This window comes from Desulfatibacillum aliphaticivorans DSM 15576 (assembly GCF_000429905.1).
Lineage (GTDB): Bacteria > Desulfobacterota > Desulfobacteria > Desulfobacterales > Desulfatibacillaceae > Desulfatibacillum > Desulfatibacillum aliphaticivorans.
On record NZ_AUCT01000001.1, the window covers coordinates 428426 to 449647 of the forward strand.

Genomic DNA, 21222 nt, shown 5'->3' on the forward strand with positions numbered 1-21222 from the left:
TCCTCACTTTACTCGTTTGATAAAGGCGTTGGGCCAATAGGTTACGCGGCTTTTCACGTCCCCTTCGTTAAAGGGGAAAGCCGGCTCCTCTATGATGAAATCGTCGTGAGCCTCGACCCATTCCAAAGCGGCGTCGGACGGATTGTTCCAGTCCCAATCCGTATTGGACCGGGGCGCGCCTACAAGATCCTTCATGATGCCGTCCATGGCCACGATGTAAGAGCCAGGCGTGACCAGAGGGGAATAGGCGTCCAGTTCCTTGAGGACGTGCTCCTTGGTGTGGCAGGAGTCCAACAGCACCAAAACGGTTTCGCCCGGGGCGATCTGATCCTGCACCTGGCCCAAAATCTCGGGAGCGACGGAGTCCCCCTCAACAAGGGAAATAAGGGAAAACATTTCGTGCGCCTCGATGGCCTGGCGGTTATGAGGCCGGATTTCCACGTCCACGCCGATCACCCTGCCCTTTTCCATGGCTTTGAGCAAAGAGGCGTAAAACACCAGGGAGCCGCCGTGGGCCACGCCGGTTTCCACAATCACGTCCGGCTTGACCGCATACACCACCTCCTGGATGCGAATCATGTCGTCGGGCAATTGAATGACGGGCCTGCCCATCCAGGAAAAGCCGTACACGTATTTGGCGTCCCAGCCGGACCTCAGCCAAAGTTTGCTGATGACCTCAAAGGCTTCGGCGGACCCGATTCCCATTTCCCGGACCTCGCCGCCTTCAATCACCTTGACGATATCCCCTTCCACAACAAGTTTCATGCAATCCTCATTTCGCGATTTTATAAGCCTTGACCAATGCCGGAATTTCATCCAACAGGCTTTTGCGTACGCCGCCGAACTCCTGATCCACCCTTTCGGTGGAAATCCTGGGAAACCGGATCACGGGAGAATCGGGCGCAACTTCCACCCGGCATCCCGCGGCGTCCGCAATGGCCCGGACGATTTCTCCGTGGGAGACGTTCTTTCCGCTGGCCGCGTTGTATATTCTTTCCTTGCCGTTAAGAAGCATGGCAAGCAGCAAATCCGTTGCATCTTCGATGCTGATGTAATCCTTGGCCGAGTCCAGGGCGCTTTGCAGGACTATTTCGTTTGTGTCCACGGCGGAAGCGATGATGTCCGTCAGAAAATTCCGGGAGCCGAAATCAGGGCCGTATACGTTGGACAATCGGGCCACTTTGGTTTTTTCGGACACTCTCAGGCACAGGGACTCGCCCATGGCCTTGGATAAATTGTACAAATCCGACGGGTCCAGAGGACGGGCCGTCAGCGCGTCTTCCTCTTTGGCCTCTCCGGCTCCCGAGCCGTAAAGTCTGGTGGAAGACAAATACACAAAGGACTCGAACCGGGCCTGGGCCAAAATCTCCGCCAATCGGCAGACATGAGCCTGGACCGTGTCAAAGGGGCGTTGGCGAAAGTCAGCGGTCAGGCCGATGGAGTAAACCACATGGCCAAGGTCTTTGCCTGCCAGATCTTCGTCCCGGCCCGGACAAAAGCACTCATGCCCCATGGCCCTGGCTTTTTCCGCCAGATGGGCGCCGATAAACCCGCTGCTTCCCAATATTGTCACCAATGCCATTTAGCCCCCTGCGCCTTTCGCCTAGCGGATGATCTTGGCGATGGCTTCGATTTCCCGCATGAGCTTTTCAAAGTCGGAAAAGCCCAGGGCCTGAAGCGGATCGATCCATGCGTTTTCAGGATCGGGATGCACTTCGATCAGCAGGCCGTGCGCCCCGGCTGCAATGGCGGCGCGGGACATGGCGGCCACGTAGGAGCGTTTGAATGTGGCGTGGCTGGGATCGATGATCACCGGCACGCTGGGCGCGTATTCGGCCATGGCCGGGATGGCCTGGATGTCCAGGATGGCCCGGGAGTTGACGTTGTGGGTATGAGGCACGGTCACGCCCCGTTCGCAAATGGCGTAATCATGCTTGCCGCGGGCGTCAAAATGCTCGCATACGCCCAACAGGGAGCGCAGGCTTTCGCCGTAATGCCTTTTCAGCAAAATAGGCTTGTCGCTGGTCGCCAGGGCTTCCACCAGGTCCATGTTGAACATGTGGCGGTAGCCCACCTGGAACATGTCCACGTATTTGCTCATCATATCCATGGTGTCTGCGTACATGATTTCGGAAATCACGGCCAGGCCGTATTTTTCCGCCGCTTCCTTCATGTATCCCAGGCGCTTTTCCGCCGCCTGATCCTGCTCGGACCTGGGAACCACCCGCATTCTTTCGTTGGCCGGCAGGCCGGAATCCGCATCAGGCTGCCCCAGGGGATCGCCGTAGGGAAAGGTCAGGGGCTTGTACACGCCGCCCCGGATCATCTTGGCGCCCGCTTCGCTCACGGCCTTGGCCGCCTCGAAAATCTGGGTTTTGCTTTCCACGGTGCAGGGGCCTGCCATGATGGTGAGGTCCTTGCCGCCCACTGGCACATTGCCGGCCATGATCTTGCGTTGATAATTCTTGGCCGTGGACAAAGGGATGTTATTTTCCTGGTCCGCTTGGGTTATGTCCTTCATGATTCAGGCTCCTTTGGCTGCTCTCCTACCAGGTTGCTTTTATTTAGCGTTTACCAGACTTTTTCCATGAGTTCCCTGACCGGGGCGGAGTCCGCCTCCCTAAGGCCTGCGGCGGCTGTGGCTTTGTCAAAGGCGATGACCGCCTGCTCCAGGTTCATGGCTACTCCATTCTGGGTTCTCAAACCCAGGCTTTTGGCCAGCCAAAGCATCAAGGTTTCGCGAGGCTGATAGATGATGTCCATGACGTAGGCTTTGCCCATGCCCGCCAGACGGGAAGCGGAGGCCGCAAAATTAGCGGAGACGGCTTCCCTGGCGGCTTCCAGGAATCGGGCCTGGACGTTTTCTCCCAAGGGCACGCGCAAGGAGTCGTCAACCGGCCCCAGGGGCGTGAAGTGAAGATGGGAGTATGCGCCCCGGCGGTCCCGCTTGGAGCTTTCAAAGCCCAGGCTGGAACAATTGATCACGATGTCCACGTCCCCAAAGCTGCCCGCTTCCAGAGGAAAGGGTACGGATTTGGTCTTGCACTGCACGGAAAGTTTGGCGGCCAGCTTCTCGGCGGGTTCCGGGCTGCGATTGGCAAGGTACAGGCTGCCTCCCGCGCCTATGGCGGCGGCGACATAGGCTGCCACGGCGTAGCCCGCGCCTCCGGTCCCGATCAAAAGGACGGTTTTTCCGGCAAGGTCTTCGCCGTAATCCGCCTTCAGGCAATGGATGGCGCCGGCGCCGTCCGTGTTGGTCCCCACCAGATCGTCTCCGTCGCGATAAATGCAATTGACCGCGCCAATGGCTTCGGCTTCGGGCTCCAGCCTGTCCAGAAACGGAATCAGGGTGATTTTATAGGGCATGGTCACGGCGCCGCCCATGTATCTTTTGTCCGCTTTCAGCGCGGCGGCCACCTGCTCCAGCTTTTCGGGAACCACGTCCATGGGGTGCATGAACCCGGAAATATTCAGACCGTCAAAGGCTGCGTTCCATAAAGAAGGCGACTTGGCCCCCTTGGAAGGCGACTCGCCCAGAATGGCCGCGTACATTTCCGTCGCGTCCAGATCCAATCCCTTATTTTCGATCAAGTCCGTAACCTGCGTCATAGTGGCTCTTCCTCCTTGATGCGATTTTTTTTTATCCCTTGCCCAAACGTTCCGAAACAGCGTCGCCGGGGCTGGTCCAGCCGTTGGTTTCCACGCTGCGGTATATGGCGTGCACCAGGCTGACTGTCTTAGCCGCGGAAGCAGGCGAGATGGGCGGCTCCGGATTGCCGGCCGCCAAACGGTCCACGATGTCCTGCATGAGGGGGCCGTGGGACAGGCCGTATCCGGTGGGCACGTCCTGGGAATATTTTTCGGGAACCGCGTCGTCTTCGGGATCTTTTTCCACAAAGGTCCATGTATCGATGCGGTTCAACGCGATGCCGCCTATGACCGCCATGCCTTTTTCGCCCACCACGGAAATGGAGGCCTCAAAGTCTTCGGGCCTGGCCGCGGTGGTGGCTTCGATGACGCCCATGGCGCCGCTTTCCAACTGCACCACGGCCGTGGTGGTGTCTTCGGCTTCCAGCTTGTTCAGGGCGTTTGCCTGAGCCGCGCAGATTTTGGCCACCGGGCCGCAAATCCATTCCAGGGCGTCCACATGGTGGATGGCCTGCTGGTTGATCACGCCGCCGTCCATTTTCCAGGTGCCGTGCCAGCCGTCTTCATAATAGTCCTGGTAGCGGCACCAGCGCAGGCGGATGGTTGCCAGCACAATTTTGCCGAAGCGCCCGGAGTCCACAGTCTCCTTGAGCTTGACAACGGCGGGATTCAGGCGGTTCTGGAACACCGGCGCGTACATCACGCCTTTTTCCCTGGCCAGGGCTTCCATTTCCAAAACCTCGCCGGGCAGCATGGCCGGGGGTTTTTCCACGATCACGTGCTTGCCCGCCATGATGGCCTGCCTGGTGTGCTCGGTGTGGTTTCCCGACTCGGTGCAGACCAGGACCGCGTCCACGTCCGGGGAAGACAGGATGTCATCGTACGAATCCACGACTTTGGAGCCCATGAGGGCGGCCATTTTTTCTGCCCGTTCCGGGACAAGGTCGCAAATCATGACAGCCTTTGCGTTTTTCAACTCTTTCGCGAAAACCTCTGCGTACCGGCCTGCAACAACGCGGCCTGCGCCAACTATTCCCACCCGCAACATAGCATTTTCTCCTGAAAGTCCGGTTTATTCCATGTGCGCCCGGTTAAGGAGCGGCGTTTATGCCTCTGAAAGATCGTAAACATGATCCGCTTTTTTGATGGTAGACAGCCTGTGAGCAATGACGACAAGGGTTCTGCGTCCAGCCAGATCCTCCATGGCGGCGGTGATCTCCGCCTCGGTTTCCTTGTCCAGGGCGCTGGTGGCCTCGTCAAAAATGAAGAGCTCCGGGTTGCGGATAATCACCCGTGCGATGACCACGCGCTGCCTCTGCCCACCGGAGAGCTTGGCGCCTTTATCGCCCACCACAGTGTCGTAGCCATTGGGCATGGCGGCTATAAAATCGTGAATCCTGGCTGTGCGGGCGGCCTGGATCATTTCATCCTCGGTAGCATCGGGCCTGCCCGCCAAAATGTTCCCACGGATGCTGGCGTTGAATATCACCGGCTCCTGCCCCACATACCCCACTTTTTCCCGCCATGATTTCAAGGAATAGTCCGTGAGGCTCTTACCGTCAACCGTAATCCTGCCCTTTACGGGATGATACAGCCCCAAAAGCAGATCGGCGATGGTGGACTTTCCGATCCCGGAAGGACCGATGATGGCGATCATTTTATTGGCCGGAATTTCCATGGAAAAATTCTGCAGCACGGGCTTGCCCGCCCGATAGGAAAAATCCACGTTTTCCAGTTTGATTCCCTGGGTAAGATTTTGAAAAGCCCGCCCCTCTTCCAACTCCTCCATGTCCTGGGGCTGGTGGATGACCTCGTGAATGAGCATCATCCCGGGTATGGCGGAAACGAACTTCATCCGCTGGGCCAAAACAAAAGACACGCAACTGAACATTTTTTGTCCGGCGATGACGAAAAAGCCCATCTTGGCCAGCAGGCCTGCGGCGTTGGCCCCGCCCAGGTATTGGACGTAAAAGATTACCGAAACCACACAGGTGACCACCAGGACTTCGATCAGGTTTTCGGGCATGTGGTTCATGATGGAAAACTTCGTAAAAATCTTCCGGGATGCCACAAGCTGGGTTTTCAGCAACGCGCGATAATAGCCCTCCATGCCCAGGGCTTTGACTTCCTTGATGGAGCCAAGGGCTTCCACGCCGATGAAGGCGGCTTCCTGGTCGATCCGGAGCCGCATTTTGCCGAATCGGAGGGAATACGCGTAAAGCACCTTATTGATCAGCCCAAATGCGGTAAGGGCCGCCGCGCTCATGATCAGGGTGACTTTCCAGTCCACCTTGAGCAAGACAGCGGCTATAGCCAGGCCCAGGATCAGCTTGGCGACAAGGTTAATTAATATAATAAAGGATTTGGCTACCCGAAGAGGCTCCGTGACGGCATTTTGCAGTAAAATGCCCTGTTTGGTTTCCAACACCTGGGCGTAATCCTGCCGTAAATACCGAAACAGGAGTTTGGCGGACCAGATCTCGCGCAGCTTAAAGGTAAAATGGGCGTTCATGCCGCGAAGCGCGGCGGCCAATGCATTTTTCAGCCAAAAGGCGATCAATAAAAAAAACAAGGGGACCGAGGCCCGGTACTGTTCGGGAAAGGGTGCGGCCAATGTATCGAAAAAGCTCAGGAATCCGCTTTGGGGCGCCTCGGGGGTCATCAGGTGGGAAAGCACGGGAAGAACCATGCCCAAACCCAAGGCCTCGGTGAAGGCCGCCAGGACCATCACCACCAGGATGAACACGCCCATTTTGCGGTATCCGGTGGTCAGGTCTCTGATGACCGTGAATGTATTTTTCTTTTTTTTCATAGGCTTTTGGGTATGGCCCTCGCTTAGTGTTCATTTTTTGAACACAGGAAGATTGCTCACATAACCGCTGGGAAGTCAAGGGAAAAAATCAAGCGGGCTTGGGGGCGACACCTTTGAAAAAGAGCCCGATTTATTTGAAAAACGTTGAGTTAATGATAGGTCGGTTTGTCGTCGTCCTTGCCCTTGCCGCCATCCAGGACGGTGAAGCGCTTTTTCAGGCGTTTCATTTTCCAGGCGAAGTATTGGGACTTGATCCACAGGATGGGGGAGACCCCCTGGCCGAATTTAAAGTACAGGTAACCGGCGGCCATGCCTCCCAGGTGGTAGGCGCCTGCGGGGTTGGACTTGGCCAGAAAAAGCACGGCGGTGACGATAATGGTCGCATAGCTCATGTACTTGGCTTTGATGGGCAGGACGAACATGAGCAGGATAGTCGCTTCGGGGTTTAAAAATCCGAAAACCACCACCATGGCCAGGATGCTGGGCGACATGCCCATAAAGGGTGGGGAAAAGGCCTGAACATTGGCCAGAAGCAGGCCGCAAACCAGCCCGCCTGCTGCGGAGATGTAGAAGAAAGCCAGGAATCTTTGCGGGCCGAAATATTGCTCCACGTGGTTGGAAAAAAAGAAGAACACCAGGCAGGTGAGCAAAAAGCCGATGGGGCTGTATGGGTTGTGCACAAAGGGATGGGTGAAGATCTGCCACCAATCGAAAAGCCCGCTCCCTATGGGATAGACGGCCAGGCGGCTGACTATGCCCAGGTTGAGCCAGTGGGTTGCTGCCAGTTCCAGGACGTAGATCACCGCGTATGCGATGAGCATCTTCTTACCCAGGGAGGTGAGTCCCGGACCGAAGTTCATGGAGGCGTACTGTGGATTACTCGGCATGACAAATCAAATCCATTTGTATTTTTGCGCTGTGAAATTGTTCTGCGCGCTGGGATGCTTTTAGTCCACCTTGAATCTGCCTGCAAGATCCTTGAGACTTTGCCCAAGAGACTGCAACTGGGCGGTGGCGTCCTCCAGTTGAACCGCGCCTTCCGTATTCTGCTCGCTGGCGATTCTAATGCTTTCCATGGCCTGGGTCAACTGGTCAAAGCCTACTATCTGCTGCTGGTTGGACGCAGCGATCTGGGCGGCGGACTTGGCCGAGTTTTCCACGCTTTGGGCAAGCACGGAAATGGCCTCGCCGGAACGGCTGGCCAGCTTGACGCCGGTTTCCACGGCCTTGGAGCCCCGCTCCATGGCCATGACTGCGGCGCTGGTGGAAGTCTGGATATCGTTGAGGATGGCCTTAACCTGGGACGTGGCCTGCCTGGACTGGTCTGACAGGGATTTGACTTCCTGCGCCACAACGCCGAAGCCTTTGCCGTATTCCCCGGCCTTGGAGGCCTCGATGGAGGCGTTGACGGACAGCAGGTTGGATTCGTTGGCGATTTCGTTGACCGCTTCGATGATCTCTCCGATGTTTTGGGAGTGTTCGCTCAGCTTGACAATGCTTTCGGCAATGTATTCCATTTCGTCCTTGATGCGCTGCATGCCTTCCACGGCTTCTCTGGTGGCTGCCTCGCCTTCTTCGGAAATCTGGGCGGAGTCCTCGGCCTGCCGGGCGACCAGTTCGGCTTTTTCATGAGCCAGCATGCTGGTTTGCTTGACTTCTTCGGCCGTGGTGGAAACCTGGCTCATGGTGGAGGAGTTTTCCGTGGCGCTGGCCGAAAGCTCGGACGCCGTGGCGGAAATCTGGCTGGTGGAGGTTGCCAGGATGTCGGCGTTCTCCTTGATTTTGCTCACCAAATGCTGAATTTTCTCCACAAAAACATTATAGCTGGCGGCAAGCTGGGCGATTTCGTCCTGGCCCGTGACTTCGATCCGGGCCGTAAGATCTCCTTCCCCCTCAGCTATGTTTTTCAACACAGAGGCGACTTTCCTGAGAGGCTTTCCCACCACCCTGCCTATGGAAAAATTCAGCGCCACAAAAAAAGTCAGAGCAAGCCCCAGAAGCATTCCTAACATGCCGGCCATGGTGCTGTGGACCCGGCCCTTGATGTATTCCTGGGTGATGTAGGCCCGGACCCTGCCGACCACCTTGCCGTCTTTCTTTATTTCAGCTTCCCTTTGGTAGCATTCCTGGGTGATCACATCGACGGAGGAAACCTCTTCGTACTCGCCGTTCCCCAAAGTCCTGACGCCTGTATACAACGTCCGGAATTTACCGTCCTTTTCCCCCAGTTCGACGACCACGGCATGGATGCGTTTGTCTACGGTTTCCGCACCCGTGATCTCCAGGATCAACGCCTTGTTTTTGGTCGCCGCGGCGGTTGACAGGCTTTCGGCGAGACGCAGTTTGGTGCTTTCCCCCAATTCCGTGAGGTAGCTTCTGACCTGGCTGTCGACGAATGAATAAGTAACACGAGCATACAGCAGCATGACCACGGTGATGACGATAAGAAAAACCAGGCTGATTTTGGCGCGAATAGTCCAACGCATTGTTATTATTTGCCCTTTCAGGATTATGTATGAAAATTAAAAAAACGCAACACGGGACGGGAAGAACTGCATTCTCCCGACGCTCTTCCGGCGTTGCGCTCTTGCGAACCCTAACACCCAAAAAAGTCCTGAAACTTTCCCTCCTCCCCATTTAGGCCGTCAACCAAAAAAGATTAACACAGTGCTTTCTTTTTGGCAATTTTTTTCACTAAGGAGATAAGGGCTTTATTTATATCATGATTTTGATGATTTACACACAAAACAAGGCGAAAAACAAAAAAACGCCTTGTGAAACAGGGCGCGTTTCGCAAGGCGTTATTATGATTGACGGGAATGAGGGTAAAAGGAATCAGACTTTGATCACCTTGTCCGCCAACTGCATGGACGTGACAATGTCCAGCATGTTGGTGGTTTCGCCCACCTGTTTTTGCTCCAGAATTCCGAAATGATCCAGGCAGGTGCCGCAAACCAGCACGCTTACGCCGGCTTGTTCCAGGTCCAGTATATGGGGCAAAACCTGGGAGCCTTCAATGGCCATCTTCACCCCGCTGTTCACCAGGACCAGACGCCACAACTCCGGCCCCATCTCCTTTAAGGTGGCGATGTAGTTCATCATGAGCTTTTCGCCCAGGACGTCGTCGCCCCGGCCCATGCAATCGGAGGCGGCAAGCACCATGATTTTCTTGTGGGCGCCCGGAATGTCGCAGGCCAGATAATCGGGCTCGGGCCCCGGTTCCGGAGGCTCGCCCGTGGAGGAGGCGCTGATGGTGAATACCCCGCCGCTTTCTGTCACGGCGGACTCATACCCCTGGCTTTTCAGAAAACGGGTGACATTTTCCTTGGCGGCGCCGTTATCCACCAAAACCTTGATGGTCTCCGGCCGGCCGTCTTCAACGGCTTTTTTCGTTTGTAATACAGGCGCGGGACAGGCCAATCCTTTGGCGTCTATTTCTATGGTCATGAAAACCTCCTAAAACCTCGTGGTTATAATCATGGGAGATTAACGCCGAATCCCGGCCCTGTGTCAAATTGAAAATATCGGACAAATTCAAGATGAAACATAGACAAATTCTATGCGTATTTCTCAAATGAGGGTCAAGTCCATGTTTGACCTTTGAGCCCTGGCAAGGCCGGATTTTATGAAAGGGATCAGGCGGCTTTTTGTTGGGCTTCGCAGGCAGGAATTCGATCAACGCCGTTCGTCCGCCCATCTTCCCAAATTTTTGAATTCTTTCTAGGCCGCGCCTTTTGTCGCTGGCGCGGTTTTTTTCTCTTTTCGGGTTGTTTGCCTTGATTTTCAGGAAAAAATAACCAGGCTGCGTTTGGCTTTTTCGATGGGCAGGGAGTATTCCGCCACCCTGGCTTTCAGGGGCGGGTCGTTCAGACAGGATTGATCCAGTTCCTCAAGTTCCTGGGCGCCTTTGGGGCCTTTCATGGCGATGATTTGTCCTTTGGGCGCCAGCATGGGACGGGCCCAGCTCAAGATGGCCGAAAGATCGGACAGGGCCCGGCATACCACGGCGTCAAAAAGAAGGCCTTTATCCCCCTCTGTTTTCCAGTTTTCGGCACGGATATTGTATATCTTCACGTTGGAGAGTCCCAGTTCCAGGGCTGCGTGCCTTTGAAAATTGGCTTTTTTCCGGATGGTTTCAATGGACGTCAGTTGGAGGTCCGGCCTGAAGATGGCCAGCACCAGTCCGGGAAATCCGGCGCCCGATCCGATATCGGCGACTTTTGCGCCTTCAGGAATGTAGGGAATAAGCGCCAGGGAATCGGCAAAATGCTTGACGGCCATGTCCCGCGGGTCCCTGATGGAGCTCAGGTTCACCCGGTTGTTGGCTTGGGCCAAAAGGCGGGCGAAGGCGGCGCATTTTTCCAGGGCGTTTTCATCCGGGGCCTGGCCCAGGGCTTTGGCGCCTTGGGAAAGCAGGTCCTTCCATTGGGAGTCTCCGGGTTTGATGAGCGTCATTTTTTTGTCTCCAGCTCCACCACGGTGGCGCCCCATCCCCCGGATTGAGGCGGCGCAATGCCAAACGAGCGCACCATGGGATTTTTTGACAAACAGGAATGAACGCTTTTGGCCAGGACTCCGGTTCCTTTGCCATGGATGATCCGGACGGAGAAGATACCGGCTTTGCGGCATTCCTCCAGGTAATCCTTAAGCAGGCCGGAGACCTCGCCGGGACGAAAGGTATGCAGGTCCAACTCATCGGTAATAGGGATTATAACAGGTTCCATATGCCAACAGCGCTTTGGGTTTAAGGTTTACAGGAATTTTCCTTTCATAACCGGGGGCGTTTGGCAAGGGGTAATACACATAGAGCAAGGATAGTCGAAAGCATGGAAACCAAGGAACAGAACGAAGCTGTAATCTCGCGGGAAGAATTCACCAGCGCCATGTCCGGTTTGGTGTTCAAGACTCTCCAGCTTATTTCCAAACGCGGCGAGCCTTTGACGCCGGAAATGCTCGCGGAATTGCTGATGGAGGACCCTAACTACAAGGAAGCCCTGGAAAAAGCCATCCAGGACAGGGTGGAGTCGGACGGCGTTTCCCTGACTGAGCAGGAAATCCTGCTTAGCGAAATCCAAACCCTCACTGACGAACGGAACTCCCTTGCGGAGAAGCTGAACAAATACAAAAAGGAAATTCTGGTTCAGGGAGTGGAAGAGGCGGACGAAACCTCGGAAGCGAAAGTCTGCCCGCGGCGATTTCGTTTTTTGCTGATCTCCTTTTTGAACATAGTCCGCCTGGACATGGGCCTGGGCAAGCTGGAGGAATTGGACGCCCTGGCCCAAGAAGCCCATAGGGCGGATAGCAGCGAAGTGCTTTCCCGTGTGGCCGACCGGATTTTGGATCTGGTGGAGTCGCGCCTGGAAATCGTCCATGACGAGCGCAAGCAAAACGCCGAGTTTTTAAAAGCCGTGGATGACAATCTTATCGCCATTGAAGGTCAGGTTCTTGACACCCATGCCGAAAATCAGCAATCCCATGAAGACAATCAAGCCTTTTTCGGAGAAATGGACGGCAAGGTGAAAGACGTCAGCCAGACATTGTCTTCCGGGACGGATTCGCCGGAGTTCCGGGTTAACCTGCTGGAAAAGATGCAGCTTATCAAGTCCGCCCTGGAGGAAAAGCATGCCAGGGACGTCAAGCGCCTCAACAACGCCAACAGCCGCATGACCAAGCTGAAAAAAAGCCTGAAGTCCCTTATGAGGCAGGTGGGCGAGGCCCAAAGCAGGGCGCGGATATTGGAAGAACAGGCCATGGTGGACGCCTTGACGGAAATTCCCAATCGCCGGGCTTACGAAGAAAGGCTTGCCCAGGAGTGGTCCCGCTATCAGCGGTCGGGCAGCGCTTTTTCCATGCTAATGGTGGACCTGGACCGATTCAAAAGCATCAACGACACCTTCGGCCACGCCGTGGGAGACACCTGCCTGCAGGGCGTGGTGAGCCTGTTAAAGCCCAACCTGCGCAGTTCGGATTTTCTGGCCCGGTTCGGCGGCGAGGAATTTGTGATCATCCTGCCGGACACAACCAGGGAAGGCGCGGTCATGGCCGGAGAAAAGCTGCGCAAGAAAGTGGAAAAGGCCAACTTCGTCTACGACGGGGAAAAGGTGAACGTCACCATTTCCGTGGGAGGAACCAAGGTCAGGGAGGCGGATAAAGACACCAACGATCTTTTCATCCGCCTGGACGAAGCCATGTATCAGGCCAAGGAATCCGGCCGAAACCGCATGATTTGGCAGGATTGAGCAAACTCATCATTTTTTAAAGATTCCGCATGGCGCCGGGACATTGTTTTTGGCGCCATTTTATTTGATCGATGCGGGTTTAGGCCGCCTAAAAAATCATCCCTTTTTCCAGCCCTTGAGGCTCCAGGCCAGAAACAAAACCGCGGAGAGGGTCATGACCGCGGAAAACACGCCAATGCCCGGGATGCCCATCCTTTCCCACAAAAAGCCGCCCATGAGGGTGCCGAAGGACCTGCCCAGGCCTGCAAAGGACAACAATCCGCTCATGAGCGTGGCCCGGTAGGCCGGCAGCAGTTCAGTGCTTAAGGCCAGGGTGGAGACGATGGTGAACTCAAAGGCCATGAAAACCAGGAATATTCCGGATAACGCCGAAGGCAGGGAAAAGCTGAGGACCGGCAGCAGGCAGTAGCTGGCTGCGCAGCAGATTCCGCCCAGCATGATGGCCCGGGGCAGCCCGATCTTGTCGGACAGGCTGGCGGTCAGGCCTTCTCCGCAAAGCTCGGCCAGTCCGATGATTCCCGCGCCCATGCCAAGGGCGGCGATTCCCAGGCCGAAGGATTCCTCCATCCAGGCGCCGCTGGCTATGAACAGGCAATCGTTGCCCGCGCAAAGGAAAAACGAAAAGCCCAGGATGCCCAGGCATGAACGCTCCCGCACCAGGGCTTTCCAGGCGGTCTTGTACCCCACGCCCTTGCCGGAAGCAGTCGGCGCTTTTTCTCCGGGGATGAAAAAAAACAGCAGAACCATCCCGCCCAGGCACAGGCAGCCTAAAATAATGAAAGGAGAACGCCAGCCCCATTTTTCAATGGCGTAGCCTATGAGTGGTATGCCGATAAGCATGCTGGCGGCCCAGGCCACCTCCAGCAGGCCCACGACCATGCCTCGTTTTTCAAAGGGGATATGCTTGCCCACATAAGCCTGCAGCGCAGGATCGAAAATGCTCTTTCCCAGGCCCACCAGCAACAGGGCGGCCATGACCATGCCGTATTGGGGAACCAGGCCTCCGGCCAGAAGCACCAGGGACAGCATGCCCATGGCCAGCAGCATCATGGGCTTGTACCCGACCCGATCCGCGGCCGGCCCTATGGCCACGCCGGATAATGTGGTAAACTGGTTCAATGCCAAAATAGAGCTGATTGCAGTCAGGGGGACGCCCAGCCCTCTGGCCAGGACCGGAGCGAATGGATAGGCGAAACGCCGTGACACGTTGAGCAGAAAGCGGCAATATGTGGCTAAGGCGAAGCGGAAAAACATGCTGAAAGACCTTTTTTGTCCAAAATAAAAGAACTTATTCTGCCAGCATAGTCCGGAAAAAGCAATCCTATAGGCAAGAGCCTCTTTTTTTCCCGGTTTTCCCGCCCGTACCTAACCATGTATTGCTTTGAGGGCAGCGAGATAAAACCAAGCGCGGTATTGGGGAAAATCGCCAGCTGCATGCTGGTTGCGGCGATTTTGTTTGTCATGGCTGCAAGCCCCGCCGGCGCCCAGTCGGAGCTTTGTAAGGGCGCCCCAAAAGCCAGGTGCGTGTTCCTTTTTATCGGCATCGGCTGGACGTCCTACTCCCATACCGGCGTGCCCGTCGCCGCCTCCGCCATGGGGGGGGGGGATGCGAAATCTTCAAAGGCTTATACGACAACACGGACATCCCCAAAAAAAATCGCCTCCACCATAAACGTGGAATTTTAAAAGAGACGAAGGAACAATTTCGGCGCGGGGCGAATCAATACGAATTTAACAAGAGCCAAACATAATTCCAACACAACTGAGGCAATCTCGTCTCAGCCCTTTGGGCGTTTTCCAAATAAAACCCGACCATATTATGTGCTAAGGAGAACGAGATGAAACCAAGATCAGGATTTGGAAGAATTGCAGGCTGTTTGCTTATGGCGGCGGCCCTTTTTATTATGGCTGCAGGCCCGGTTTGCGCGGAAGCGGAGATGTACAAGGGCTTCAGAAAGGCGAAATACGTGTTCCTGTTCATCGGAGACGGCATGGGCATGCCCCAGCGCTCGGCCGCTGAGGTGTATCTTTCCGACGAAGCCAACGGCGGAAGCCAGAAATTGCTGGCCATGAATCAATTTCCCGCCCAGGGCGTCACCACCACCCACGCCAACAACCGTTTCATCACCGGCTCCGCGGCTTCCGCCACCGCCATGGCATGCGGCGTCAAGACCAACATCAACTTCATCGGCGTGGATCCTGAGTTGAATCCCGTCCCCACCATCGCCGAAGTCGCCAAGGAAAAAGGCATGTCCGTGGGCATCGTCTCCAGCGTTTCCATTGACCACGCCACCCCGGCCGCTTTTTACGCGCATCAGCCCACCCGCAAGATGTATCACGAAATCGACGTGGACCTGGCTGAGAGCGGTTTTGATTACTTCGGCGGCGGCGGATTTGTAGACCCCACGGGAAAAAAATCCAAAGCCCCCCAGGGCGACGCTCTGGAAATCGCCAAAAGGCGCGGCTACACCATCATCACGGACAAAACTGAATTCATGAATTATGACGGCGACAAGCTGATTGCCTACAATAACAGGCTTCCTGACGGAAAGGCCCTGCCCTACGCCATTGACAACTCCGCCCTGGACATCAACCTGGAGGAATTCACCCAAAAAGGCATCGACATCCTGAGCAAGAACAAAAATGGATTTTTCCTGATGGTGGAAGGCGGCAAAATCGACTGGGCCTGCCACGCCAACGACGCGGTTTCCGCAATTCAAGACACCTTGGCTTTTGACAACTCCATCAAAGCCGCCCTGGACTTCTACAAGGAACACCCCAAAAACACCCTGATCATCGTCACCGGCGACCATGAGTGCGGCGGCATGACCCTGGGCTTTGCAGGAACCGTGTACTCCACCCAGTTTGACGTGCTGAGCAAGCAGCGCTTGTCCTTCCAGGCTTTCACCGATCACATTGTGGACAAATACAAGAAAGAACACGCCAAAGACGGCGGCGACTTCAACGACATCGTTCCCATGTTGAGCTACTACTTCGGCCTGGAAACCCAGGGCGAAGGCCCCATGGTCCTCAAGGATTTCGAACTGGCGGAACTGAATAAGGCTTTCCAGCAGACCATGAAGGGCGACAAGATCAAGGCCGGAACCCAGGAATACCTGCTTTACGGCTCCTACGATCCCCTGACCATGAAGGTCACCCACATCCTGAACCAGAAAGCCGGCATCGGCTGGACGTCCTACTCCCATACCGGCGTGCCCATCACCACCTCCGCCATGGGCCTTGGATGCGAAATCTTCAACGGCTTTTACGACAACACGGACATTCCCAAGAAAATCGCCTCCATCATGGGTGTGGAGCTCTAATTGGGACGAAGTATAAATTTCAGTGCGGGGCGCATAGTCCCGTACTGATTTGAGGCAGCGGCTTCTTTACAAATCCGCCGGGTTGGGCGATGATGCGCCTTTCCCGGCGGTTTTATTATAAGCTCATAAATTACCATCTGCCAAATGAGGGGGCTTTTGTGAAACGAGACCTGATTCTCACCCTGTTTTTCGTGGTCATGACCCTGGTTGTCATGGCTTTGCCCACGGGATTTTCGGACCGGGGAGACGCCAAGGCGGTCCGGTGCAAAGGGAAAGTGCTTGAGACGGACAACTCCCTGCTGCGCCAATACGGCATCGTGCGCATGGGCGCCCAATCCCTGGAGGTCGAGCTCTTGAACGGGCCGTTTAAGGGGGAAATCGTTTCCGCTGAAAATCATGTGACCGGCAAGATGGACATCGACAAAATTTTCCTGCCCGGCGACAAAGCCTACATGGTCTTGACGACTAAGGACGGGGCCGTGGCCTACGCCAATGCCATGGACCACTACCGGCTGGACGTGGAGTTGGTGCTTTTATCCTTGTTTTTTTTGCTGCTGATATTGTTCGGAGGCTGGACCGGCGCCAAGGCCATATTATCGTTTATCTTTTCAGCGGCGGTCATCTGGCAGATCATGGTCCCCATGTTCCTCAAGGGTTACAATCCCATTGTGACGGCCGTGGCCGTGGTGACGGTGGTGAGCGCGGCGGTGATTTTTCTTGTGGGGGGATTGAGCAAGCAGGGATTTGTCGCTTTTGCCGGGGCTGTGGCCGGAGTGGTCACCACCTGTGTGCTGGCCCTGGCTTTCGGAGGCGCCTTTAAGCTGCACGGCGCGGTGAGGCCGTTCAGCGAAACCCTCCTTTATTGCGGCTTCGCCGATATATCCCTTACCCAGGTTTTTCTGGCTTCCGTGTTTATCGCCTCGTCCGGAGCGGTCATGGATCTGGCCATGGACGTGGCTTCGGCCATGAACGAGCTGGCCCTCAAAAGGCCGGACATGGACTTTTGGGAATCCCTCAGATCAGGCCTGGCCGTGGGCAGGGCTGTTGTGGGAACCATGACCACCACCCTGCTTTTCGCCTATTCGGGGGGATACATCACCCTGTTGATGGTGTTCATGGCCCAGGGCGTCGCCTTGGGAAACCTGTTTAACCTGAACTATGTGTCTGCGGAGATTTTAAACACCCTGGTGGGCAGTTTTGGACTGATTACGGTGGCGCCGTTCACCGCGCTCGCCGGCGCCCTGGTTTTCACCAGGGGCCGGAAAAGCGGCGCAGATTTGCAGACAGCCGAATAATTAACGGCCGGGAACGATAATCCGGGATTCCTCGCGCTGCATGATTTCCTGCTCGCGCTGCATTTGCTGAATTCTGTCCACCATTTCTTTGAGGGACTTTTCCATGGCGGCGGGAAAGGCCTTGATGGCCTCTTCCAGGGTTTCCACTTCCAGGGTTTCCTGGATGGGCACAGGGCCCTGGGAAGACATAAGCTGGGTGTGGCCGATGAAGATGGTTTTCCTGTCCGGGTCTTCGGACCCGTCCGTTTTAATAGGGACCAATCTCCTGATAGACGCCACCTTCATGTCCGTAATGGACTCTTCCCGGTACAGGTTGCTTTCGTCTACAGTGAAATCGATGTCCAAGCCTTGATCGCTCATTATTTGTGCCTCCGATGATTGGGTGATCCGGTATACTCCGGCTTATCCGCAGCATTTTTTATATTTTTTTCCGCTTCCGCAAGGGCAGGGATCGTTGCGGCCGACCTTGGGCTTATCCCGCTTGACCGGCTTGGGCGCCACGGCCTCGCCGTCCACAAAATACCATTTGCCGTCAATCTTGCGGAAGTCAGCCAGTTCGTGGTGTTTCGTCCTGGCGTTTTTCTGGCTGTAATCGGCGATAAACTCCACCTGGCCGGCTTCGTCGTCTTCGCCGCCCTTGAAGGTGGAGACGATTTCCAGGCTGTGCCATTCGGAGTTTTCAGCCCAATCCCTGGCGCTGTTCTCGTCAAAGTCATCGTTGTTATCAGGGTCGATGGTGTCCCTGATGTAGTCTATTTCAGCCAGGGTGTAGGCCGTATATCTGGAGCGCATCAATTGCTCGGCGGTTTTTGCATAATCGCCGCCCTTGATAAAGGGCTCGCAGCATTGTGCATATTCTTTTTCGGACCCGCAGGGGCACTGACTCATTTTTTTATTCCTTTCAGTCTTCCAGTCCGGCGACCTGGCCGGAGGAGTAGCGTCTTGCCAATTCAATATACAGTTTGGCGGCCATGACGTTGGATTCCACCTCATCATCCGTCAACTCCCGGACGAACCGCGCAGGCACGCCTTGTATCAGGGATCTGGGCGGGAACTTTTTATTGTAGGAAACCAAAGCATTGGCTGCAACGATGCTGTCCCGGCCGATTTCAACTCCCGTCATTATGGTGGAGTTCATGCCGACCATGACGTTATCGCCGATTTTGGCGCCCCGGATGACGGCGCCGTGGCCGACGGTGCAGCCGTTTCCAATATCAGCTCCCATGCCGAGATCGGAATGAACCACCACGCAGTCCTGGATATTGGTTCCTTCGCCCACGGAAATCCGGCCTTCGTCGCCGCGCATCACCGCATTGTACCACACCCCGGAGCCCTGGGCGATAACCACGTCTCCCCGCAATCTGGCCCCGTCTGCTATAAACGCGGTTTCATGAACCGCGGGCTTCAATTTTTCCTGTTCCATGACGTCTCCCTTTTGACAAAATGCGACACCGGGTAAATCTGGCAAGGAGCTTTATCACGGTCGCAACCGCTGTTCAAGGCCGGGTAAAGAGGTTTTTTAACTTACGGGGTAAATAATTGCTTTTATGCGGGATTAAACCGAGGCGTCCAAGGCTTCCCTGACGATGCTGGAAAAACGAAACAATTCAAGCGGTTTCATCATATACCCCCGGATGCCCAGCGTTTTCGCCTTTTCCTCGGATATGATCTCGCTGTATCCGGTGCAAAGCACAATGGGGGTATCGGGTTTTATTTCCAAAATCTTTTGGGCCAACACGCCGCCCGTCATATAAGGCATGGTCTGATCCGTGACGACGCAATCAAAGGCGCCGGGGTTTTGTGTGAACTCCTGCAGGGCTTCGTTGGGATTGAGAAAGGTGACGACTTGATACCCCAGGTGCTCCAGCATTTGCTTGCCCAACTGAAGGAGGTCGGGCTCGTCGTCGACGAAAAGAATGCGTTCCTGGCCGCGGGGCGCAGGAAGGATTTCGTCTTGGTCATCCACGTCGCAAGTATCGGTTTCCGGCAAATAGACCCGAAAGGAGGAGCCCTCGCCCAGCGTGCTTTTTACTGTAATAACGCCTCCATGGCTATTGACGATCCCCTGGACCACGGCCAGGCCCAGGCCGGCGCCCTCGCCCATTCCCTTGGTGGTAAAATAAGGGTCGAAAATCCGTTCCATGGTTTGGGCGTCCATGCCATGTCCGGTATCCGATACGGTCAGGCGCAAATACCGTCCAGGGGCCATTCCCGGGTCCGGCAGAGGCTCATCCGGCTCGAAGGCTTTGTTTTCCAAGCGCACTTCCAAAACGCCGCCGGCGTTGCGCATGGCGTGAAAGGCGTTGGTGCAAAGGTTCATGAGCACTTGGTGCAGGGCCGTGGGGTCGGCCAGCACCTTGCCCATCTCCTTTTTTATGTAACGGCGGAAGGTAATGGTGGAAGGCAGGGAGGCGCGCAGGAGCTTGAGGGCCTCGTTGACCACCAGATCCATTTGGACGGGTTTTTGCTCCTGCCCCTTTTGACGGGAGAAGGTCAAAATCTGTCCCACAAGATCCTTGGCCCGATGCGAGGCTTTCAGGACCTGCAGCAGGTTGTTGTGGGCCATGGAGCCTTCCGGGATTTCCATGGTGCACATTTCCGTGTATCCCATGATGGCCGAAAGGATATTATTGAAATCGTGGGCTATGCCGCTTGCCAGGGTGCCGATGGCCTCCGCTTTTTGGGCCTGCTGCAATTGGGACTCCAGGCGGAGCTTTTCCTCTTCCGCCTGTTTTTGGGCGGTGACGTCCCTGGCGAACACGGCCACGCGGTCCACATGGTCTTCCTGGTCGTGTATGGGGTAAACCAAAACGTCGTAAAACCGGTTGTTTCTTTCATCCGAGTAGCGGAGGGATTTGCCTGTATCCAAAACCGCCTGAATTTGCGCCTGCTCCAGACTGGGCATGTATTTTTGAGGCAGGTCCCAAACGCATTCGCTTAAAGCGTCGTCCACGGAGCTCCGTAAATTGGATGCGCAGGTCTGATTAAGGGCCAGGATGGCCCCCTGCCGGTCCAAAAGCACCACCGAATCCGTGGAGGCGTTAAGCAGAGCCCGGGCCATTTCGTTGCTTTCACGCAGGGCGGTTTCTATATTCTTGCGTTCGGTGACGTCAATGGCCACGCTGATCACGCCGGCAATTTCTCCGTTTTGCTTTCTGAGGGGCTCCGTATGGGCCTGAAAAGTCCTTTGGGACCAGACGATTTCGTAAGCGCTGGATATGCCTTTCAGGGCCGCCTGGTGGGCCCTGATGGGGGGAAAATCGGGAGTGGAAATAGCGAAAAAATCCTCCAGGCTCATACCGGGCGTCTGGGTGGATTCCAGGCCTATACTGCCCAAGGCGGCGCCCAGGGACAGGGTGTTGCGCAGATTCACGTCCGTGGTCCACATCATGGCGCCGGGCATTTGCGCCAACAGGACGCGCAGGCGAAGCCGGGAATCGTTAAGGGCTTCCTGGGCTATCCTTTGGTCGGTCACGTCAAAAAAGATGCCCAGCATCCCCCTGAGTACGCCGCGGGAGTACACGGGGGACAGGATATTGTAAAAAATCCTTGCGTCCAAATCCCCATCCCCGGTTTGCATCTCCCAGGCGACGGTCTGGCCTTTGACAACCTTGGATTTATTTTCTTTAAGCAGCTTTACGCCGGACTCGGGAAGTCCTTTGGTGATGTCCGAGCCTTTCAAGGCTTCGCCCCAATGCCTTCTGGAAAGATTGCTTTGCAGGATGATCTGGTCCTGGAGATCCTGCACCCAGAAATCAAACGGAAGATTTTCCAGCATGCTTCTGGAAAAAAACTCCCCGTCCCATTGGGCCCGGTGAAGTTCGTCCTCCAGGTCTGCAACTTGCTGCTGCAGGCTTTGAACCTGGGCTTCCAGTTCTTCGTAAGTCGGCTTACCCGGCATGTTT

21 protein-coding genes are annotated in these 21222 nt (G+C 55.7%); 4 read left to right on the plus strand and 17 right to left on the minus strand.

The window, feature by feature from the left end; all coding sequences use genetic code 11:
* Window positions 1-3: 3 nt before the first annotated feature.
* From G491_RS0101900 to G491_RS0101950, 11 genes are all read right to left on the minus strand, one after another.
* Window positions 4-765 (minus strand): cephalosporin hydroxylase family protein, encoded by a 762-nt coding sequence (locus tag G491_RS0101900; RefSeq protein WP_028313380.1) that lies wholly within the window; start codon window positions 763-765, stop codon window positions 4-6.
* Window positions 766-772: 7 nt separating this feature from the next.
* Entirely contained in the window at window positions 773-1582 is an 810-nt protein-coding gene (locus G491_RS0101905; protein WP_035217301.1) for an NAD-dependent epimerase/dehydratase family protein, read from the minus strand.
* A 21-nt stretch (window positions 1583-1603) separates the two neighbouring features.
* Entirely contained in the window at window positions 1604-2521 is a 918-nt protein-coding gene (locus tag G491_RS29065) for a hypothetical protein (RefSeq protein WP_035217304.1), read from the minus strand.
* 50 nt (window positions 2522-2571) lie between these two features.
* On the minus strand, window positions 2572-3609 hold the full coding sequence (locus tag G491_RS0101915) for a shikimate dehydrogenase family protein (RefSeq protein ID WP_028313382.1): 1038 nt from the start codon (window positions 3607-3609) through the stop codon (window positions 2572-2574).
* Window positions 3610-3640: 31 nt separating this feature from the next.
* Window positions 3641-4696, minus strand: coding sequence for a Gfo/Idh/MocA family protein (locus tag G491_RS29070; protein WP_012610806.1), 1056 nt, complete (start codon window positions 4694-4696; stop codon window positions 3641-3643).
* Between the two features lie 57 nt (window positions 4697-4753).
* Complete coding sequence (locus tag G491_RS0101925; RefSeq protein WP_028313383.1) at window positions 4754-6460, minus strand: ABC transporter ATP-binding protein; 1707 nt, start codon at window positions 6458-6460, stop codon at window positions 4754-4756.
* 149 nt (window positions 6461-6609) lie between these two features.
* Window positions 6610-7347, minus strand: coding sequence for a rhomboid family intramembrane serine protease (locus tag G491_RS0101930; RefSeq protein WP_012610808.1), 738 nt, complete (start codon window positions 7345-7347; stop codon window positions 6610-6612).
* A gap of 60 nt (window positions 7348-7407) precedes the next feature.
* A complete protein-coding gene (locus G491_RS29075; RefSeq protein ID WP_051326966.1) occupies window positions 7408-8946 on the minus strand; it encodes a methyl-accepting chemotaxis protein in 1539 nt (512 codons plus the stop codon).
* Between the two features lie 349 nt (window positions 8947-9295).
* A complete protein-coding gene (gene yedF / locus G491_RS0101940) occupies window positions 9296-9907 on the minus strand; it encodes a sulfurtransferase-like selenium metabolism protein YedF (RefSeq protein WP_028313385.1) in 612 nt (203 codons plus the stop codon).
* A 336-nt stretch (window positions 9908-10243) separates the two neighbouring features.
* Window positions 10244-10915 (minus strand): 16S rRNA (guanine(527)-N(7))-methyltransferase RsmG, encoded by a 672-nt coding sequence (rsmG, locus tag G491_RS29080; protein ID WP_051326967.1) that lies wholly within the window; start codon window positions 10913-10915, stop codon window positions 10244-10246.
* The gene (locus G491_RS0101950) at window positions 10912-11184 is read right to left on the minus strand and encodes a Smr/MutS family protein (RefSeq protein ID WP_028313386.1); all 273 of its coding nucleotides are present in this window, start codon (window positions 11182-11184) and stop codon (window positions 10912-10914) included. Before G491_RS0101950 ends, rsmG begins: the two co-directional genes overlap by 4 nt.
* A 102-nt stretch (window positions 11185-11286) precedes the next feature.
* On the opposite strand from G491_RS0101950, the gene G491_RS33225 reads away from it, so the two are divergent.
* The gene (locus tag G491_RS33225) at window positions 11287-12699 is read left to right on the plus strand and encodes a GGDEF domain-containing protein (RefSeq protein ID WP_012610813.1); all 1413 of its coding nucleotides are present in this window, start codon (window positions 11287-11289) and stop codon (window positions 12697-12699) included.
* A 96-nt stretch (window positions 12700-12795) separates the two neighbouring features.
* Here G491_RS33225 and G491_RS0101960 read toward each other — a convergent pair whose 3' ends face one another.
* A complete protein-coding gene (locus tag G491_RS0101960) occupies window positions 12796-13953 on the minus strand; it encodes an MFS transporter (protein ID WP_028313387.1) in 1158 nt (385 codons plus the stop codon).
* Window positions 13932-14162, minus strand: coding sequence for a hypothetical protein (locus tag G491_RS0101965; protein WP_028313388.1), 231 nt, complete (start codon window positions 14160-14162; stop codon window positions 13932-13934). Before G491_RS0101965 ends, G491_RS0101960 begins: the two co-directional genes overlap by 22 nt.
* On the opposite strand from G491_RS0101965, the gene G491_RS35830 reads away from it, so the two are divergent.
* The 3 genes from G491_RS35830 to G491_RS0101980 all read left to right on the plus strand — a co-directional run bounded on the left by G491_RS35830 (window position 14161) and on the right by G491_RS0101980 (window position 17317).
* Window positions 14161-14385: a hypothetical protein gene (locus tag G491_RS35830; protein WP_028313389.1), complete on the plus strand. Its 225-nt coding sequence runs from the start codon at window positions 14161-14163 to the stop codon at window positions 14383-14385. The genes G491_RS0101965 and G491_RS35830 overlap by 2 nt on opposite strands.
* A gap of 152 nt (window positions 14386-14537) precedes the next feature.
* Complete coding sequence (locus tag G491_RS0101975) at window positions 14538-16022, plus strand: alkaline phosphatase (protein WP_028313390.1); 1485 nt, start codon at window positions 14538-14540, stop codon at window positions 16020-16022.
* A 158-nt stretch (window positions 16023-16180) separates the two neighbouring features.
* The gene (locus tag G491_RS0101980) at window positions 16181-17317 is read left to right on the plus strand and encodes a YibE/F family protein (protein ID WP_211239126.1); all 1137 of its coding nucleotides are present in this window, start codon (window positions 16181-16183) and stop codon (window positions 17315-17317) included.
* On the opposite strand, the gene G491_RS0101985 is transcribed toward G491_RS0101980, so the two are convergent.
* The 4 genes from G491_RS0101985 to G491_RS33230 all read right to left on the minus strand — a co-directional run bounded on the left by G491_RS0101985 (window position 17318) and on the right by G491_RS33230 (window position 21218).
* Window positions 17318-17677, minus strand: a complete 360-nt coding sequence (locus G491_RS0101985) for a DUF255 domain-containing protein (RefSeq protein ID WP_012610815.1) — start codon at window positions 17675-17677, stop codon at window positions 17318-17320.
* A 42-nt stretch (window positions 17678-17719) separates the two neighbouring features.
* Window positions 17720-18205, minus strand: coding sequence for a YchJ family protein (locus tag G491_RS0101990; protein ID WP_012610816.1), 486 nt, complete (start codon window positions 18203-18205; stop codon window positions 17720-17722).
* A gap of 13 nt (window positions 18206-18218) precedes the next feature.
* A complete protein-coding gene (locus G491_RS0101995; RefSeq protein ID WP_028313392.1) occupies window positions 18219-18740 on the minus strand; it encodes a gamma carbonic anhydrase family protein in 522 nt (173 codons plus the stop codon).
* Between the two features lie 132 nt (window positions 18741-18872).
* The gene (locus G491_RS33230) at window positions 18873-21218 is read right to left on the minus strand and encodes a PAS domain-containing hybrid sensor histidine kinase/response regulator (RefSeq protein WP_157467910.1); all 2346 of its coding nucleotides are present in this window, start codon (window positions 21216-21218) and stop codon (window positions 18873-18875) included.
* Between the last annotated feature and the right edge of the window lie 4 nt (window positions 21219-21222).